This is a genomic window from Alistipes sp. i18-0019-D1 (assembly GCF_042852885.1).
In the GTDB taxonomy this organism is placed as follows: domain Bacteria; phylum Bacteroidota; class Bacteroidia; order Bacteroidales; family Rikenellaceae; genus Alistipes.
Window position 1 is genome coordinate 177,602 of the sequence record NZ_AP031424.1, and the last position, 18,430, is coordinate 196,031.

General features: G+C 62.1%; 15 protein-coding genes and 1 tRNA gene. 6 read left to right on the forward strand and 10 right to left on the reverse strand.

Going from position 1 to position 18,430, the window contains the following annotated elements; translation table 11 throughout:
• Positions 1 to 99: 99 nt before the first annotated feature.
• Both ACGHP5_RS00685 and ACGHP5_RS00690 read right to left on the reverse strand, forming a co-directional pair.
• Positions 100 to 1,275, reverse strand: coding sequence for a DUF4861 family protein (locus ACGHP5_RS00685; protein WP_337757211.1), 1,176 nt, complete (start codon positions 1,273 to 1,275; stop codon positions 100 to 102).
• A 2-nt stretch (positions 1,276 to 1,277) separates the two neighbouring features.
• Entirely contained in the window at positions 1,278 to 2,672 is a 1,395-nt protein-coding gene (locus tag ACGHP5_RS00690) for a hypothetical protein (protein ID WP_337771295.1), read from the reverse strand.
• Between the two features lie 144 nt (positions 2,673 to 2,816).
• Here ACGHP5_RS00690 and ACGHP5_RS00695 point away from each other — a divergent pair.
• The 3 genes from ACGHP5_RS00695 (at position 2,817) to ACGHP5_RS00705 (ending at position 5,078) form a co-directional block, all read left to right on the forward strand.
• Positions 2,817 to 2,905 (forward strand) — tRNA-Ser (locus tag ACGHP5_RS00695).
• A 220-nt stretch (positions 2,906 to 3,125) separates the two neighbouring features.
• Positions 3,126 to 3,797: a MarC family protein gene (locus ACGHP5_RS00700; protein WP_337771296.1), complete on the forward strand. Its 672-nt coding sequence runs from the start codon at positions 3,126 to 3,128 to the stop codon at positions 3,795 to 3,797.
• Between the two features lie 18 nt (positions 3,798 to 3,815).
• Entirely contained in the window at positions 3,816 to 5,078 is a 1,263-nt protein-coding gene (locus tag ACGHP5_RS00705; RefSeq protein WP_337771297.1) for an amidohydrolase family protein, read from the forward strand.
• 15 nt (positions 5,079 to 5,093) lie between these two features.
• On the opposite strand, the gene ACGHP5_RS00710 is transcribed toward ACGHP5_RS00705, so the two are convergent.
• The 4 genes from ACGHP5_RS00710 to ACGHP5_RS00725 all read right to left on the reverse strand — a co-directional run bounded on the left by ACGHP5_RS00710 (position 5,094) and on the right by ACGHP5_RS00725 (position 8,147).
• Positions 5,094 to 5,855 (reverse strand): TIGR03915 family putative DNA repair protein, encoded by a 762-nt coding sequence (locus ACGHP5_RS00710; RefSeq protein ID WP_337771298.1) that lies wholly within the window; start codon positions 5,853 to 5,855, stop codon positions 5,094 to 5,096.
• A 4-nt stretch (positions 5,856 to 5,859) separates the two neighbouring features.
• Positions 5,860 to 7,119, reverse strand: a complete 1,260-nt coding sequence (locus ACGHP5_RS00715) for a putative DNA modification/repair radical SAM protein (RefSeq protein WP_390567845.1) — start codon at positions 7,117 to 7,119, stop codon at positions 5,860 to 5,862.
• A 188-nt stretch (positions 7,120 to 7,307) separates the two neighbouring features.
• A complete protein-coding gene (locus tag ACGHP5_RS00720) occupies positions 7,308 to 7,673 on the reverse strand; it encodes an RNA-binding protein (RefSeq protein WP_290531616.1) in 366 nt (121 codons plus the stop codon).
• 27 nt (positions 7,674 to 7,700) lie between these two features.
• Positions 7,701 to 8,147 (reverse strand): cold-shock protein, encoded by a 447-nt coding sequence (locus tag ACGHP5_RS00725; protein ID WP_290531617.1) that lies wholly within the window; start codon positions 8,145 to 8,147, stop codon positions 7,701 to 7,703.
• Between the two features lie 14 nt (positions 8,148 to 8,161).
• Here ACGHP5_RS00725 and ACGHP5_RS00730 point away from each other — a divergent pair, with 14 nt between their 5' ends.
• On the forward strand, positions 8,162 to 8,509 hold the full coding sequence (locus ACGHP5_RS00730; RefSeq protein WP_295903454.1) for a hypothetical protein: 348 nt from the start codon (positions 8,162 to 8,164) through the stop codon (positions 8,507 to 8,509).
• A gap of 12 nt (positions 8,510 to 8,521) precedes the next feature.
• Positions 8,522 to 9,793 (forward strand): porin, encoded by a 1,272-nt coding sequence (locus tag ACGHP5_RS00735; RefSeq protein WP_390567846.1) that lies wholly within the window; start codon positions 8,522 to 8,524, stop codon positions 9,791 to 9,793.
• Positions 9,794 to 9,889: 96 nt separating this feature from the next.
• Here ACGHP5_RS00735 and ACGHP5_RS00740 read toward each other — a convergent pair whose 3' ends face one another.
• The 3 genes from ACGHP5_RS00740 to ACGHP5_RS00750 form a co-directional block, all read right to left on the reverse strand.
• Positions 9,890 to 10,384 (reverse strand): 3'-5' exonuclease, encoded by a 495-nt coding sequence (locus tag ACGHP5_RS00740; protein WP_290531619.1) that lies wholly within the window; start codon positions 10,382 to 10,384, stop codon positions 9,890 to 9,892.
• Between the two features lie 262 nt (positions 10,385 to 10,646).
• On the reverse strand, positions 10,647 to 12,350 hold the full coding sequence (locus tag ACGHP5_RS00745) for an arylsulfatase (RefSeq protein WP_390567847.1): 1,704 nt from the start codon (positions 12,348 to 12,350) through the stop codon (positions 10,647 to 10,649).
• A 470-nt stretch (positions 12,351 to 12,820) separates the two neighbouring features.
• Entirely contained in the window at positions 12,821 to 14,506 is a 1,686-nt protein-coding gene (locus ACGHP5_RS00750; protein ID WP_390567848.1) for a DUF6377 domain-containing protein, read from the reverse strand.
• A 223-nt stretch (positions 14,507 to 14,729) separates the two neighbouring features.
• Between ACGHP5_RS00750 and ACGHP5_RS00755 the strand changes: the two genes are divergently transcribed.
• Positions 14,730 to 16,835, forward strand: a complete 2,106-nt coding sequence (locus ACGHP5_RS00755; protein ID WP_390567849.1) for a glycoside hydrolase family 3 N-terminal domain-containing protein — start codon at positions 14,730 to 14,732, stop codon at positions 16,833 to 16,835.
• Between the two features lie 67 nt (positions 16,836 to 16,902).
• On the opposite strand, the gene guaA is transcribed toward ACGHP5_RS00755, so the two are convergent.
• Positions 16,903 to 18,429 (reverse strand): glutamine-hydrolyzing GMP synthase, encoded by a 1,527-nt coding sequence (gene guaA, locus ACGHP5_RS00760; RefSeq protein WP_290531623.1) that lies wholly within the window; start codon positions 18,427 to 18,429, stop codon positions 16,903 to 16,905.
• Between the last annotated feature and the right edge of the window lies 1 nt (position 18,430).

The following is an 18,430-nucleotide window of genomic DNA, read 5'->3' on the forward strand; positions in this document are numbered from 1 at the left end:
TATACGTAAAATTTTCACAATTTCAGGTATACAAAAGTACACTGCCCCAGCTTATCGAACAGGGATTTTTTGACGCAAACGATGCATTTTTTTTCAAAACTACCTGATCCGCGAAACGACGACCGGGGTCCGGGCCGCGCCCACCGACTCCATCAGCCCCAGGACGCATTCGGTGTCGCTGCGGTCCTTGAGCCATTCGCTCTTGCGCCAGATCATTTCGAACACGTAGTCGATGCGTCCCCGGGCGTCGGGCGTAAGCTGGAAAAGGTAGCTGGTCCTGTCGTCGGTCTGCGAGGCGATCTGCCTCTGCGGCACGGCGACGGCCAGCCCGACGCTCTCGCGCTCCCACTTCACGGTGTCGTTCTCGGGGAAGTCGCGCCCGAAGGCGGCGATCACGTTATCGTTCTTATAGACCTTGTTCTCGGCCATCTTCATCACGCCGGTCGTGAAGACCAGCCCCTTGAAGTCTCCCTCGATACGGTTCTCCACCTGCACGTCGCCATGCCCGGCGTAGAGGATGTAGCGCGAGGTCATCGAGATCTCGCGCCCTCCGTAGCGCCACCCCTCGACCTGCATTTCGACCACCGTGCGGATGGGTCCGTTGGCCAGGATGCGGGCTTCGCGGCGTTTGAAATCGGCGATGTGGACCATTTTTCTCTTTTCGGCGTCCCAGCCTTTGAGCGACCCCACGCCCACCGACCCGAAGACGCGCAGGTTGTCGTGACCGTAACCGCGGGAGAGCTGCTCGTCCGAAGGATACCACATCGTCTCGGCCAGCTCGAGCTGCGGACGCTTCTTGCCGTAGGTGTCGATGGTCTGCTTGTTGTCGAAATAGATGCGGTAGGCGGCATACTCCGACTCGAAGGCCGGACCGTGGTGGTGCAGTTTATGGTACATGTCATTCTTCTCCGAGGAGGCGCGGTCGACGGCACGCAGGGTCTTGTCGGGGTTCTTGAGCCACATCTGGGCATGCACGCGCGCGCTGAAGACCCGTTTGTCGGGACTCGACGAATAAACGACCCGGAAATCCCGACTGCCGGAAATGTCGTAAACGAAAACCAGCTCGCCCAGGTCTCTGTCCAGCTGGGAGGGAATCTGGTGAAGACCCTCTATCGACACGACGGCGCTCTGCGCCCACTCGGGCACGTCGCGGATCACGACCGGACATTCGGGACGGTTGCCCGTGACCGTCACGCGGTAGAGGCATTTCTGGGTCTTGGCATTCAGGCTGCAAACGGCCCCGAGGGCCAGCAAAAACAAGAGAATCCGTTTCATGGCTATTTCAGTTTTTCGATGATTCGTTCCAGTTGTGCGCGGCTCCAGAGGGCTGTCGGGGGCAGTTCGCCCGGAAAAGCGCACAGCGCGGCTTCGGGCAGGACCTCCACCCTGCTTTCGTCGGCCTGCGAGACGTCGAGGCCCAGCGTTTCGGCGAAAAAGGCGTAGACCGCGCGGCGCTTGTTCGCACCGTAATCGTGCCGTTCGCCGGGAAGATGGACGTTGCGGACCTGCGCTCCGGCGTCGTAGAAATCCCAGATTCGCCGCAGGAAGGGATATTCCAGCGCCGGCCAGCTCGCCGTCCAGTCGCCGCCGTCGCTGACCGCCAGCACCGGACGGGGAGCCATCGCCGCGGCGAGGATTTCCGGCATGCAGCTGCCCCCGGCGGCCAGCGTCACCGGGCGGCCGCTCTCGCAGGGACATCCCCCGTCGAAATGCGACACCAGATGCACGACGGGAGCCAAAGCGGCGAAGCGTCCGTCGGTCACGGCCAGCAGCAGGGCGTGCGTAGCCCCGCCCGAACCGCCCGTCGCGGCCATGCGGGCGGTGTCCACGTCACGGCGCGACGCCGCGATCCAGTCGGTGACGGCCTTCGACCAGAGGGCCTGCACCTGCATCGAGTAAGGGGCCGTGTGTGCCTCGCGCCCGACCTGCCGTTCCGATTCGCCCCAACCGAAGATGTCCATATCGACGGCCACAGCCCCCATGCGGGCGAACGTCGCCATGCGCAGCTGCTGGTCGGCGCGGTAGCGGCCGCCCGGCCAGTGCCCCGCCGGCGAAACGATCAGCGGCCGACGCACCGGGCCATGCGTTCCACGGCCCCGGAAAATCATCCGGCGCTCCGGAAGCGGCGGCACGGCGGGAGCATAGACCGTCCCGCAGACATAGAGTCCGGGCAGGGTTTCGAGGGCGTAATTCTGCGTCGTATAGCCGTCGTGACCGATCTCCGGACCGAGCAGGACATCGGGATCGGCCGCCAGCCCCCGGAGAAACGGAGCGAGGTTCAGGGCGTCGCGGACGCCTTCGAGCAGCCGTTCCCGGCGCCGCTCCCACGCCTCCCGGCCGGCATATTGCGCCGAGAGCCATGCCAGCAGTCTTTCGCCGTCGGCAGGCGTGCGGCGGTAGTATTCGTAAGGCTGCACGGTGATCTTCTCCGTCCCGTTCCACACCAGCCCGAGCGGATGCAGCAGCCCGTCCAGCGTCTCCGGAAGCGAATAGGGACGCACCCGGAAGGCGGCATAGGCGACCCGCACCGTGTCGGGGTCGAAACGCTTGCAGACGATACGCACGCCGAAGCGCTCCCCGGTCTGCCGCAGGACCTCGCCGAGCGGCTGCGCGAAACGGTTTTCAAAGGCGGGCTGCGCGACGGAGGATGCCGCCACAAGACAGCACACCATATATAATATGCAACGGATGCGTTTCAAACCGAGGGTGTGAGGATTTATGCAAAAATACAAATTTTGACCGCATTTCTTTGTATTTCCCCAAAAAGATTCTATATTTGCACACCCTTTCGGAGTTAACAACCGGAAGGCGTGTCCGGAGAGGTGGGTGAGTGGCTGAAACCACCGGTTTGCTAAACCGACGTACGGGGCAACCTGTACCACGAGTTCGAATCTCGTCCTCTCCGCAAAGCCGGCGCGCAAAGCGGCTATCAAATAGAAAATCCTGCAAGTCGTTGATCTTGCAGGATTTTGTTTTTCCGGACGGCGATTGCCGTCGTCGTTGAAAACCGGGCTGTGCACGGCGACGGCTTCCGCCTCCGTGCGACATGGCTCCGCCCGGAGTGCGGAAGGTTTGGAACAGTTGTTGCTGATTTCTGCCGGCAACACAAAGTTCCGAGCCTCAAGATGCTGAAAGAAGGTTTCCTTTTCACGTTCATATCCGCCTTCATGGCGCTGTTCCCGGTGGCGAACCCGGTGGGGGCCGGATTTCTGGTCAACGGGCTGCTGTCGGGATTGAGCGACGAGGACCGCAGGTCGATCATCCACAGAATCGTCACCGACTACCTGCTCGTCGGACTGGGCAGCCTGGCCGTGGGACATTTCGTGCTGTCGCTTTTCGGGCTTTCGCTCCCGGTCATCCAGCTGGGCGGAGGACTGCTGATCTGCCGCACCGCCCTGCAATGGCTCGGCGATTCGGACTCCTCGGTGGGACGGACGCAGGGCAAGGACGTCAACCCCATTCACAAATCGGCCATCGAGTCGCAGATCTTCTACCCGATCACTTTCCCCATCAGCATCGGCCCGGGCAGCGTCTCGGTCATCCTGACGCTGATGGCCTCGGTCAGCATGAAGGACGGCTGGGCCAAGGGCCTGCTCTCCTACGCCATCATCGCGCTGGTCATCTTACTGATGTGTCTGATCCTCTATCTGTTCCTGTCGCAGGGCGAACGGATTATCCGGAAAATCGGCAACAGCGGCAGCATCGTCATCAACAAGATGGTCGCCTTCTTCACCTTCTGCGTCGGCGTCCAGATCGTCGTGACGGGCATCGCCAAACTGTTCCACCTGCATGTCTGACCGAAAACCCTCTTCTCTATGGATTCGCAAATACTTATCAACGACGTTGAGATTTTCAACGGAAAAGAGCCGCAGACCCTCCGGGGAAACGTGCTGATCAGAAACAACCGGATCGAGAGAATCTCCCGGGAACCCATCCCCGCAGACCCCGCAGCCGGAGTCCGGGCGCTCGACGGAAAGGGCCGGTTCCTGATGCCCGGCCTGATCGACGCGCACTGGCACGCCTACCTCTGCTGCAACACCATGCAGGATCTGCTGACGTCGGACCCTTCGTATACGCATCTGGCGGCGGGACGCGAGGCCGGGGCTACCCTGCTGCGGGGTTTCACGACCATCCGCGACGCCGGAGGACCCGTCTTCGGACTGAAGCGGGCCATCGACACCGGACTGCTGCCCGGGCCGCGCATCTACCCCAGCGGCGCCATGATCTCACAGACCTCGGGGCACGGCGATTTCCGGATGATCTACGACCATTTCCACGGAGGCTGCGGGTGCGAGGCCGCGCACATCGAACAGCTCGGAGCCTCGCGCATCGTCGACGGGGCCGACGCCGTGACAGCCGCCACGCGCGAGAACCTGCGGCAGGGCGCCTCGCAGATCAAGCTGATGACCGGAGGCGGCGCCGCATCGCTCTACGATCCGCTGGACGTGACCGAATTTTTCGAGGAAGAGATTCGCGCCGCAGTCCGCGCGGCGGAAGACTGGGGCACGTATGTCATGGTGCACGTCTACAACCCGCGGGGCATTGCGCGGGCCATAGCGGCCGGCGTCAGAAGCATCGAACACGGCCACCTGATCGACGAACCGACAATGGAGCTGCTTGCGGCAAACGATGTCTGGCTCAGCATGCAGGCATTCGCCGTCGAGGACAACACCTACCCTTCGCCCGTTCAGCAGGCCAAGCACATCGAGATCACCCAAGGAACGGACCGCACCTACAACCTCGCGAAAAAATACCGGGTGAAACTGGCTTGGGGAACCGACCTGCTGTTCAATCCTGCCAACACGAAAAACCAGAACCACGGCATCGTCAAACTGCAAAAATGGTTCACGCCGTTCGAAATCCTGAAAATGGTGACGTTCGACAACGCGCAGCTGCTGGCCATGTCCGGGCCGCGGAATCCCTATCCGGGCCGGCTCGGCGTCGTCGAAGAGGGTGCGCTGGCCGACCTGCTGCTGGTCGAGGGAAATCCCCTGCAAGAGATCGGTGTGTTGGAAAACCCCGCGGAAAAATTCGCGCTGATCGTCAAAGACGGCGTCATCTGCAAAAACAACCTCTGAATCCGCCCCGGACAGTCACTCCATCTCGGTCAGGTGCTTCCAGTAACGGCGGGGCATCATGCGGCGCTGCTGGCGCTCGTTGACGCGCTGGGGAATCGCCAGCGCCCGGAAATAGTTTTTCCACAGCAGCTGGAACTCGCGCTCGTCTTCGGCGAGCCATTCGTCGGCGAGCTTGTCGGCGATCATTCCCCGGTCGTCCTCCAGCGTGACGCGCCGCGCCGTATGCCCGTCGTAATAGTAGCCGTAATCGCGACGCCGGTCGTAGATCAGCCACCGCTGGTCGGCGAAACGGTCGGTGAAATAGTCCAGCCCCAGCGGCAGGGCGTTGTGCTCGGGCGTGACGGCCGCGAAATAGGTTCCGTCGGCGGCTTTCTGGAGGCGGACGAACTGTTTGAGGCGTTCCCGCTCGTGGGAGACCTTGAGCGCCAGCTGGAAAAGCGACTTCATGTCGGGATCGGCCTGGTCGGCCACGACGCCCCCGCCCTCGTCGAAGACGCGGCGCAGGCAGCGCAGCATCAGCAGGTCGCCCTGCGGCTGCTCGCCGTGCCAGGCGTAGACGAACATCGAACGGATGCGGGCGGTCAGCCGCCGCTCCAGGCCCCGCCACACGCGGTCGGCATGCGCCCCGTCGGTGGCGACCTCGTGGACGCGCTCGGTGAAGAGCGGTTCAGGCTCCCCGGAACCGATCAGCGCCTCGGGAAACGCCCGCAGCGAGTAGGCGTCGAACAGGGCAGACAGCAGCCCGTCGAAGGATTTGTCGTATCGGAAAACCAGCATCGCATCAGAAAAGGGTCAGTTGGCCTTCGTTCCGGTCCTGCTTTCGCCGCTGCGGGGCGGTCAGCAGGCGGCGCACCTGCTCGGGGCGGAGTTCGTTGACACCCTGTCCCGTAGTCAGTTCGCGGCAGCAGATGAAATACTGCGCCTTCTTCATCACCACGCCGATCTGCCGCAGCGACTGCTGCGTCAGCGTCCGGTAGCGGCGCGAGGCGACGATCAGCCGGGCCGACTTGACCCCGATGCCCGGCACGCGCAGCAGGGCTTCGTAATCGGCACGGTTGACATCGACGGGGAAAAACGCGGGGTTCCGCAAGGCCCAGGCCAGCTTGGGATCGATTTCGAGGTCCAGCCGGGGCGTCTGCTCGTCGGCGATCTCCTCGGCGCGGAATCCGTAGAAACGCATCAGCCAGTCGGCCTGGTAGAGCCGGTTCTCACGCACGAGCGGCGCCTTGTCGAGCGCCGGCAGCCGCTTGTCGTAGGGATTGACGGGAATGAAGCCCGAATAGTAGACCCGCTTCATCGCGGGCCGCCCGTAGAGGGCCGACGAGAGCAGCAGGATGTCGCGGTCGCTCTCGTCCGTGGCCCCGACGATCATCTGCGTGCTCTGTCCGGCCGGGGCGAAGCGCGGCGCATGGCGGAAGCGCGTGCGCTCCTCGGCGCTCTGGAGCACCCCCTGCTGGATGTAGCTCATCGGGCGGTAGATGCTTTCGTAATTCTTGTCGGGGGCCAGCAGCTGCAGGTTGCGTTCGGTCGGGATTTCGATGTTGACGCTCATGCGGTCGGCATAGCGTCCGGCCTCGGCCACCAGTTCGCGGCTGGCGCCGGGAATGCTTTTCAGGTGGATGTAGCCGTTAAAACGGTGCACCGTGCGCAGGTCGCGGGCCACGCGGACCATGCGTTCCATCGTATAGTCGGGGTCGCGGATAACGCCCGACGAGAGGAAAAGCCCCTCGATGTAGTTGCGGCGGTAGAACTCGATGGTCAGTTCGGCCAGTTCGCCGGGCGTGAAGGCCGCGCGCGGGATGTCGTTGCTGCGCCGGTTGATGCAGTAGGCGCAGTCGTAGATGCAGACGTTGGTGAGCATGATCTTCAGCAGCGAAACGCAGCGGCCGTCGGCCGTGAAGGTGTGGCAGATGCCCCACCCCGCGGCGCTGCCCACCCCGCCCGCGCGATGCTTGCGCGTCACGCCGCTCGAAGCGCACGAAACGTCGTATTTGGCCGACTCGGCCAGCACCTTGAGTTTTTCGAGCACCGTCTCCTTCATGGCGGCAAGTTATCGCTTTTTTCGGGAAAAACAGAGGTTCCGCAGGTAATTTTTCACTCTTTTTCCCGATGTCGCTGGGCGTGTGAGAAATAGAAAAAAATAAAAAACGGGGCGGTAAAAACCGCCCCGCTCCGTATGGTATGGGGAGAAATGCTCTCCCGGAGATCCTCGCTGAAATAAATCCGGAATTAGTACCGGTTGCGACCGTAACCGCCGCCGTTGCCGCCGTAGCCACCGCCACGGTTGCCGCCGTAACCGCCGCCGCGGTTGCCACCGCCGCGATTGCCGCCGTAGCCGCCCGAAGAGCGATCCTCGCGGGGACGAGCCACGTTGACCGTGATCGTCTGACCCTCGAAGTTGGTTCCGTTGAGCTGGTCGATGGCCTTCTGACCCTCTTCCTCATTGGGCATCTCGACGAAGCCGAAACCGCGCGAACGGCCCGTCTCCCGGTCGGTAATAACATTAGCCGACGCTACTTCGCCGAACTGCATGAATAAATTTCCTAAGCCCTCACTGCTCGTGCCCCAGCTCAGATGCGAAACATAAATGTTCATTCTCTTGATAAGTTAATTAAAAAAGTGTTATTTGTTAATGATAGCTATTCGTACTGCATTCATTCCCCGCGTGCCGCGTTCGAGTTCGAACGTCACCCGGTCCCCTTCGGCAATGCCCGCCGGGGCGTTGGTGATATGAAAAAAGTATTTCTCGGAACCGGCGGCATCCTTGATGAAGCCGTAGCCTTTGGATGCGGTGAAATATTCCACCCGGCCGCTCATCGGCTCCTCCTCCTCGATTTCCGACTGCCTCGGCACCGAAATTTCGATCTGCGAGACATCGATCTCCTCCTTGGGTTTCACATCCTGCGGGGTCGTGTGAAGGACGCCGTTTTCGTCGACATACGCCAGCATGTCCTCGAAACTGCGGCTTCCGCCGCTCAGACGCTCCTCCTTTTTCTTCTGCTTGTCCTGACGCTTGGTCTGCTTTAATTTCTCTCTTTCTCTCTTTCCCGATGTAATTCGTTTGGCCATTTATCAATTGTTTTTTGCAAATACCGAAGCGCACGCGCACGCCGCTCCCAACAAAAGAGCAAGCTAATGAGGTCGATTTTGAGAATGGGGGAAACCGCGATGAACTGCGGGATCAAACACTTACAAAGAAAGATTCAAAACAAAACTCGATTGTTTCGCTGGCAAAGATACACAATTTATTCCAGATTTCCTATTTTTTCGAATTTTATCTCTTCCACCGCATCTTTTTACCCTCCGAAAGCCCCCTGGCGCCCCTGCATTTCAAGTTCGTTTCAGATTTACGCCCCAACTTTGCATCGCCTTTTCCCGGACTCTGCATATTTTTTGTACTTTTGTCCGGCATGCAACCGAAAGAGAATTAACAGAAAGAGACGATGAAAAAAATCCCGATCCTGCTCCTGCTGACTGCCTGCTGGTCACTGGCCGCGGCACAGGAGAAGCCGCAGACCCCGGCGGCACAGAAACGCAAACCCCGCACCGAAATCATCGCGGCCGATTCGACCGGCGAACTGCTGGCGCAGCTGCGCAACATGCCCAACATCGAAATCGGCAAGGGCATCACCTTCCGCCCCAAGAACGACTGGTTCGAACTGACGATGCGCTTCCGCATGCAGAACCTCCTGGCGCTGTCGTTCGACGACGACTTCACGCTCACCAAGACCGAAGCCCGCGTCAAACGGCTGCGGCTGCGCTTCGACGGATACATCTATTCACCCAAATTGGTCTACTCGGTCCAGCTGGGCTTCACCTCCTACGACACCGAGCCGCTGCCCGGCGGCGACATGAACATCGTGCGCGACGCCATCGTCTACTACGTGCCCAACGCCACCTGGAACATCGGCTTCGGGCAGACCAAGATCAAGGCCAACCGCGCGCGGATCAATTCGTCGAGCGCCCTGCAATTCGTCGACCGCAGCATCGTCAACAGCGAGTTCAACCTCGACCGCGACTTCGGATTCTTCGGCGAATACAACATGCGCCACGGCGAGGGCTTCAACCTCTCGGCGAAGGGTTCCGTCACGCTGGGCGAAGGCCGCAACTGGGGCAGTTCGCCGACCGGAGGGCTGGCCTACACGGGGCGCCTGGAACTCTATCCGCTGGGACGCTTCAAATCGAAGGGCGACGTCATCGAGGGTAACTACGAGTTCGAGGAGCGGGTGAAGATTCTGCTCGCCGGAGCCTACTCCTACAACCACAAGGCCTCGCGGCTGAAGGGCCAGCGGGGCGCCGTGATGCCCGGCGACGCCACACGCAACATGGGGTCCTATTTCGTCGATTTCATCCTCGAATACCGGGGCTTCGCCTTCTACACCGATTTCATGGGCCGTTCGTGCAGCGACCCGCTGTTCAGCCCCGAAACAGGAGCCTTCGTCTACAAAGGGCAGGGCCTCAACGTGCAGACCAGCTACCTGTTCAACAAAAAATGGGAAATCGCCCTGCGCAACTCGACGCTGTTCCCGGACAGCGAAGTGCAGCCGCTGGCCGGATACCGCAACTGGAACCAGACCACGCTGGGCATCACGCGCTACATCATCGGCCACAGCCTCAAGGTGCAGGCCGACATGTCGTACAACACCCGGAGCCGGTCCATACACCCCGACTACAACCGCTGGGAAATCCGCTTCCAGCTGGAGCTGGGGCTTTGAAGCGAAGAAAAGGCCGTCCGACAAGTCTCACGAAAAAAATCACCCCTGCCGAAAACTCTCCGGCAGGGGTGAAATCGTACAGGCAGCACCTATATATTATAGGATTTTCAGGGCGATCTGCGCACACGCTTCGGCATCGGCCAGCGCGTGGTGGTGGTTTTCGAGTTCGAAGCCGCAGGCGGCGGAAACGGTGTGCAGCTGGTGGTTCGGAAGACGGCTCCCGAAGGTGCGGCGCGAGGCACGGCAGGTGCAGTAGAACGTATAGCCGGGATAAGGCATGCCGTACAGCTCGAAGACGGCCCGCAGGCAGCCTTCGTCGAAGGGCGAGTTGTGGGCCACGAGCGGCAGCCCCGCGATGCGGGGCTCTATTTCGCGCCACACCGACGCGAAATCGGGGGCATCGGCCGTATCCTCGTAGGTGAGTCCGTGGATGGCCGTCGTGAAACGGCTGTAAAAATTGGGACGGGGGCGGATCAGGCGGTAAAACGTGTCGGTCACCTCGCCGCCGCGCACGACCACGACGCCCACCGAGCAGACGCTCGTGCGCTTCCCGTTGGCCGTTTCGAAATCTATGGCTGCAAAATCTTTCATCGGATCATCGTTTGCGTCCCGCAAATATACGCATTCCGGCCGTAGGACGCACCTTCCGAACGAAAAAAAGCCCCGCTTGTTGCATGCGGGGCCGGTGAAGTTTCGGACAGGATAGTCAGGTTGCGAGATCACATCGCTTCGGTTCACGCTGCAAAACTACCCTGCCGGAGTTTCATCCGTACGACGGTTCCGTGACAATGAAACGAACGAACCGCTGCTATTCAATTACAACGGTTCGTCCGGGCCTCAAAACAAGGAGCGTCTACCACTTTTCGCCGCCGATCGCACCCCAGTCTTCGACCTGCGCGCGGGCGGCCCACGCCTCCCACTCGGCAGCCAGTTCGCGCACCAGTTCGGGATGCTGCGCCGCGAGGTCGCGGGTCTCGGTGCGGTCCGTATCGAGGTCGTAGAGTTCCCACGCGCCGCCCGTCGGATAGGAGCGCAGCGTGCGCCAGCTGCCCGGGTATTCGGCCACGAGTTTCCATTTCCCGCGCCGGACGGCCTTGTTGCCCTCGTGCTCCCAAAACATCGTGCGGGTCGTGTCGATGCGGTTTTCGGCGAACGTCGCGGCGAAACTCCGCCCCTCGACCGGAATGGTCTTCAGCCCCCGGATCGAATCGGGATACTCCCAGCCGGCCAGTTCGAGAAAGGTGGGCATGAAGTCCGTGATGCCGAACACGCCGTCGCGGAAAGCGCCCCTGTCGGCTATCCGGCCGCCCCACGCAACGATCATCGGGGCGCAGATGCCGCCCTCGTGAATCCAGCTTTTGTAACGGCGGAACGGCGTGCCGCAGAGGTGCGCCCACTGGGGTCCGTAACTGCCATAGGTGTCGTCGGGACCGAGCGCCAGGCCCGGAATGTCGCCCGCATGCACAGGACGTCCGTCGCGCGTCCCGGCGGGAATCATCCGGTCGCCCCAATGTTTGCCCGTGCGTTCCACCGTATTGTTCAGGTGGCCCTCGTTCGAAGCGCCGTTGTCCGACAGAAAGACGATCAGGGTATTGTCGAGCAGGCCGCGGCGGCGCAAATCGCCGACGATCTCCCCCACGCCCGCATCCATCTGTTCGACCATCGCGGCGTAGACCTCCATACGCATCTGCTGCCACTCCTTCTCCGGCTCGTCGGCCCAGTCGTAGCACTGCCCGTCCTTCGGGGGCAGCACGGCCCCGGCAGGGAGGACGCCCATGCGTTTCATCCGCCTGAAACGCTCCGTGCGCAGCGAATCCCAGCCCGCGGCGAAGCGGCCCTTGTATTTTTCGATGTATTCGGGGCGTGCATGCAAGGGGTAGTGCGGCGCGGTGTAGGCCACATAGAGGAAGAACGGGGCGTCCTCCCCGGCCATTTCGCCGATGAACCGCCGGGCACGGTCGGTGATCGCCTCCGTATAATAATAGTCGCCCTCGGCGCGGACCGGGGTGTTGCCGTCGAACAGGCATTTGGGGTCCCAGAAGCTGCCGTGGCCGCTCAACGTACCGTAGAAACGCTCGAAACCGCGTTGCAGGGGCCATTGCGAGGTGTCGCCCGCCGGATCGGTGTTGTTGGTCACATGCCATTTGCCCGACATGGCCGTATGGTAGCCGCTCGCGCGGAGCGCCTCGGCCAGCGTCACGGAGTTCGGGGCCAGTGTGCCGCGGTAACCCGGATAGCCGCGGTCGGCGACCATGTGCCCGACGCCCGCAAGATGGGGCGTGAGGCCCGTGAGCATACTCGCCCGCGAGGGACAGCTGCGCGCCGTGTTGTAGAACTGGCGGTAGCGGAGTCCGTTGGCGGCCAGCGAATCGAGGTTCGGGGTGGTGATTTCACCGCCGAAACAGCCCAGATCGCTGAATCCCAGGTCGTCGGCAAGGATCAGCACGATGTTGGGCCGTGCGTCGGCAGGAGCCTTTTCACCGCAGGCCGTAAGCGTCACGGCGCCCGTTACGGCAGCGCCCGCGAGGCAGATTTTTTCCAAAGCATTCGGTTTCATGTAGCAAGTAGGTTAGTCAGGAGGCCGGTGTCTCGGCCTGTATTCCGGTTGATTGATCTTATTTGTCTGACAAATATAGGCATATTTTCGGAAAAAGAAAATAACAGCCCGTCAATCGTCTGATTTCAGCGTAAATTACGGTGCGGAGAGGGAAGCTCCGGGACTGCGGGAGAGAATTGTAGAAGGAGATTGCGGGACGATTACGGAACGAAGTGCAACCGACGGTCCGGGACTATCGGACAGGATCGCAGAAGGGGATTGCGAAACGGGACGCAAACCATCGGTCCGGAACCGTCGAAGAGGGTTGCGAGACGAGCGGAGATGCGAACCGACGTGCAGGCCGAAGTGCGGATGTAGGGATGGCCGGATAGGCGACGGCGGGCGGTTTTGTATACGCAGCGGCAGCTACTACGGCGGCAGCGCCCGAAGTCCGGACCGAAAAGGCCCTGCCCCCGGCCGGAATGTCCCGGTCAGGCTCCGGAGCCCCCGGCGGCGGCGTCCCCGAGGCCGATGGACTGCACCCGCCGTTCGAAATCCCGCTCCGGAACGAGCGAGCGCAGTCGCGTACGCGAACGGTAGCTATACACCGTATTGACCGAACAGTGCAGCAGCGAGGCGATGGTCGACGTGTCGGTGATGCCCAGCCGGACCAGCGCGAAGATGCGCAGTTCGGTCGTAAGGCTTCCCGGACGGCGGACCTCGATGCGCGCATCGTCGGCGAGCAGGCGGTTGAACTCCCCGATGAACGAGGGGAAAAGCCCCAGAAAGGTGGTGTCGAAATTGTGGTAGAACTCTTTCAGTTCGTCGCTCCGGACGTCGGTTCCGGCATACTCGCGGCGCAGTTCGTCGGAACGGTCGTCGCGCAGCATCCGGCCGACATGACGGTAGGTGTCGGCCAGTTTGTAGATATATTCGGAGATCGTCTTCAGGAACCCGCCGATATAGACCTCCTTGATGCGGTTGGCGTCGGCGATGCGGATGTTCTGCCGGCTCAGGTCGGCATTGGTTTCGCGCAGGCTGGCGGCCAGTTCGGCCAGCTTCCCGTTCGACTCGCGCAGGGTCTGCTGCACGGCGTTGAGCCGCCGGTTCTGGCGCAGGACGAACAGCACGCCCCCGACTGCCGAGAGGGCGAAAAGGAGGGCCAGGAGGATCAGCACGACGTACATCGTGTGCAGACGGGCATTGCGCTCGCTGTACGCCTGTTCGATCTGGGGCAGAATCGCCATGTCGCGCCACGAGCGGATGGGAGAATTGTAGGCCTGCGTGTCGTTGATCGCAACACGGATACACCGCATCGCCCGTGCGGCGTCGCCCCGGCGCAGCAGCTCTTCGGCCACGGCGCCCAGGGCGCCGTAGTCGCGGACGGCCCCCTGCACATCGGCCATGGCGGCACGCACGAGCCATTCGAAACGCGCGGTCCCGTCGCCCCGGAACCTTTCGGTCTCCGAACGGTAGAACGCCGCCCGGGCATAGTCGTGCGACGCGGGCGGAGCGCACGACAGCGCACTGTCGCAGGCCGCGGCGGCACGGTCGCAATCCCCTGCGTCCACGGCGACGAGATAGGCGAAATAGAAACGTTTCGAAATGTCGTCGGTGGTCTCCAGCGCACGGCGGGCGTAGTACGCTTCGCAGGCCCGGAACCGGTCGCGCTCCGCCCCCGGCTCGCTCTGGCCGCGGCACTCGCGGTTCTGGCGGTGCTGCGCGGCATAATAGGCCGCCTGCGTCGCACGGCTCATGGACAGCGTGTCGGTCACGCCACGAAGCACCCGGTCGGCTTCGAGGAAACGGCCGTTCATGCTGTAACACATCGCCATGACCGATTTGGCGCGGATCGTCAGGTCGGCATTCCCCGCCCTTTCGGCCAGCGCGACATTCCGGCGCAGGAAGGCGATCGTCGAATCGCTCTGGTAGGCGAAATAACGCTCCGCGATCTCCGCCGTGACGGCATAACGTGTCCCGAACCCGAGGGTGTCGACGCACAGCAGGGATTTGAGCGAGTCGAGGTGCGCCTCGTGGCGGAGCAGGAACTCCTCCCGGCGGTCGAGCAGACCGTCCAGGCGGCGAAGCAGCGTATGTATATCCGAAGGTTCCCCGGCGTGCAGACCGGATGCGGAGAAGATGAGGAGGACAGCGAAAAGGGCAGGCAGTTTTTTCATTTCAGGCAACGGGTTTGCGCAAATATAGCGATAAAAAGGGTGCAAAAACAAATTATTGCGTCTGTTTTATTTGTATAATCCAGCGGTATCTGGAATATCAATACATTGATTTTCAGAAAACTGACATTCCGTATCGTTTATATTTTTCCGCAGGGCCGTTCCGGCGGACCTTTCATGCGCTAACTTTGCGGAAAACCGAAACGCAAACCAATTCGAAAAAACGATGAAAACCTCCGTAAAACTTTTGCTCGCCTTCGCAACGGCGGCCGCGGCGATTGCACCGGCCGCGGCCCAGCAGGTCATAGCGTGGGACGAGGCCTACCGGCAGGCCGACGCCCGGATCGCACAGCTGACCCTCGACGAGAAAATCTCGTTCATGCGCGGCTACTCCTCCTTCTTCTTTTACGGCGTGCCCGAGAAAGGCATGCCCTACATCTATCTCTCCGACGCCACGCAGGGCGTGCACATGCGCGACAACCTGTCCGATCCCACGATGGTCCGCCAGCTGGAGCGTTCGACGGCCTTTCCGTGCCCGATAGCCCTGGCGGCGACCTTCAACCCGTCGCTGGCCTATGAATACGCCGAAGCCGTGGGCGAAGAGTGCCGCGCCGGAGGCATCGAAGTCCTGCTGGGTCCGGGCATGAATATCTACCGCAACTCGCAGAACGGACGCAACTTCGAATACATGGGCGAAGACCCGCTGCTCTCCGCGGCGATGGTCGCCGAGTACGTGAAGGGCATGCAGTCGACGGGAACCGTGGCGTGCCTGAAACACTTCATCTGCAACGAGACGGAATTTTACCGCCGCCGCTCGAACTCGATCGTCGACGAACGGGCGCTGCACGAACTCTACCTGCCGCCGTTCAAGGCCGGCATCGACGCCGGCGTGGGTTACGTGATGACCTCCTACAACCGGCTCAACGGCGAGTGGGCCGGGCAGAACGCCGACCTGATCCGGCGCATCCTGCGCGGCGAACTGGGATTCCGGGGCTGCGTGATGAGCGACTGGACGTCGGTGAACGACACGGAAAAGGTGGTCAAGAGCGGCCAGAACGTCGAGATGCCGGGCCGCAAGGAGTTCTTCGGCGAGGTGCGCACGCTGCTCAAGGAGGGCCGCATCACCGAAAAGGACATCGAAAAGATGATCCGTCCCAACATCGCCACGAGCATCGCCTTCGGGCTTTACGACCGGGAGAAATACGTTCCCGCCCTGCTGGAGAAATTCCCCGCGCACAAGCAGACCGGCTACAACGTGGCCGCCGAGGGCATCGTACTGCTGCGCAACAACGGCATCCTGCCCCTCGCCGAAGGCCGCAAAATCCTGCTGACGGGCCGCTTCACCGAGCAGATTCCCCGCACGGGAGGCAGCACTTCGTCCTCGGCCGAGGTGCTGGGCTACGACAACGTGACGCTGACCGCGGCGCTCCGCGAGGTCTACGGCGATGCGGTCCGCGTCGTCGAAAAGCCCTCCCGCGAGGAGCTGGCGGCCGCCGACGTGGTGCTGCTCTCGACGGGCACGATCGACGTGGAGTCGTTCGAACGCCCCTTCGCGCTACCCAAGGAGGAGGAAGCCTTCATCCGCACGGCCGTCGAGGCCAATCCCAACACCATCGTGCTGGTCAACTCGGGTTCGGGCATCCGCATGGGCAGCTGGAACGAACGGGCCGCGGCGGTGATCTACGGCTGGTACCCGGGCCAAAGCGGATTCACGGCGCTGGCCGACATACTTTCGGGCAAACTGTCGCCCTCGGGCAAACTGCCCATGACCATCGAAAAGGAGTTCAACGACTCCCCCGCCAAAGGCACGATGCCCGCCGGCGCGGAGTTCTACAACAAAGCGCCCCGCGCCTACAACGAACGCCTGATCCAGCTCTACGACGTCGATTACAAGGAGTCGGTGCTGGTCGGCTACCGCTGGTACGAAACCAAGGGCATCGCACCGCTCTACCCCTTCGGGTTCGGACTTTCGTACACGACCTTCGCGCTGGAGAAGCCCCGCGCCCCGAAGACATTCCCCGCCGACAAGCCGCTGAAGGTGAGCGTCACGCTGACCAACACGGGCGACCGCGAGGGAGCGGAAGTCGTGCAGCTCTACGTCTCGGAGAACGCCCCGACGGTCCTCCGCCCGAAAAAGGAGCTGAAAGGCTTCCGGAAAGTGACCCTGACCCCCGGCAAAAGCGCCGTCGTGGAGTTCGAACTCGACCGGCAGGCGCTGGCGTTCTGGGACACGCAGTCGCGCGGCTGGAAGGTCAATCCGGGCGAATACACCCTCTCGCTGGGAACCTCGTCGGCCGACATCGCCGCCACCCTGCCCGTCACGGTGAAATAGTCCCGCACCCCATAAAGAAAGGGCCGCATCCGTTGCAGATGCGGCCCTTTCTCATAACGGGAATCCCCTACTCCCACTCGATCGTTGCGGGCGGTTTGGAGGAGATGTCGTAGACTACGCGGTTGACCCCCTTGACCTTGTTGATGATGTCGTTCGAAACATCGGCCAGGAACTCGTAGGGCAGGTGCACCCAGTCGGCGGTCATGCCGTCGGTCGAGGTCACGGCACGCAGGGCCACGCAGCTCTCGTAGGTGCGTTCGTCGCCCATCACGCCCACGCTCTTCACCGGGAGCAGGATCGCCCCCGCCTGCCACACCCGGTCGTACAGCCCGGCGGCGCGCAGCGAGTCGATATAGATTTTGTCGACGTTCTGGAGAATTTCGACCTTCTCGGGCGTGATGTCGCCCAGGATGCGGATCGCAAGGCCCGGTCCCGGGAAGGGATGGCGGCCGATCAGCTGTTCGGAAATGCCCATCGAACGACCCACACGGCGCACCTCGTCCTTGAACAACAGGCGCAGCGGCTCGACGATCCGGAGGTTCATCTTCTCGGGAAGCCCGCCGACGTTGTGGTGCGACTTGATCGTGGCCGAAGGGCCGTTGACCGAGCACGACTCGATCACGTCCGGGTAGATCGTACCCTGCGCCAGCCACTTGACATCCTTGATCTGAATGGCCTCCTCGTTGAAAACCTCCACGAAGTCGCGGCCGATGATCTTGCGCTTCCGCTCGGGATCCGTAACGCCCGCCAGATCGCCCAGGAACTTGGCCGAAGCATTCACGCCCTTGACGTTCAGCCCCATGTGCTTGTAGGATTCGAGCACCTCCTCGAACTCGTTCTTGCGCAGCAGGCCCGAGTCGACGAAGACGCAGTAGAGGTTCTTGCCGATGGCCCTGTGCAGCAGCACGGCCGCCACCGACGAATCCACTCCGCCCGAAAGCGCCAGCACGACCTTGTCGTCGCCCAGCTTTTCGCGCAGCTCGCGCACGGTGGCCTCGACGAAACTTTCCGAGGTCCACGACTGATCACAGCCGCAGATGTCCACGACGAAGTTTTTGAGCAGCTGCGTGCCGTCGGTCGAATGGTACACTTCGGGGTGGAACTGGATGCCCCACGTCCGCTCGCCCCCGACGCGGAAGGCGGCGACGCGCACGTCCTCGGTGCTGGCGATCAGTTCATAGTTGTCGGGCACGCGCGTAATGGTGTCACCGTGCGACATCCACACCTGCGTGCGGGCCGGAAGGCCGCGCATCAGCGCATCCGACGCATCGCCCACGGTGAGCATCGCGCGGCCGTATTCGCGGCTGGGCGCAGGCTGCACCTCGCCGCCGAAAGCCGAGGCGAGGAACTGCGCGCCGTAGCAGACGCCCAGCAGCGGCAGTTTGCCCTTGATGGCCGAAAGGTCGGGAGTCGGAGCCTGTGCGTCCCGCACGGAGAAGGGACTGCCCGAAAGAATCACGCCCCGCACCGACGCGTCTATCGCCGGGATCTTGTTGAAGGGGTGGATTTCGCAATAGACACAGAGTTCGCGCACACGCCGCGCGATGAGCTGCGTGTACTGCGACCCGAAGTCGAGAATCAGGATTTTTTCCATA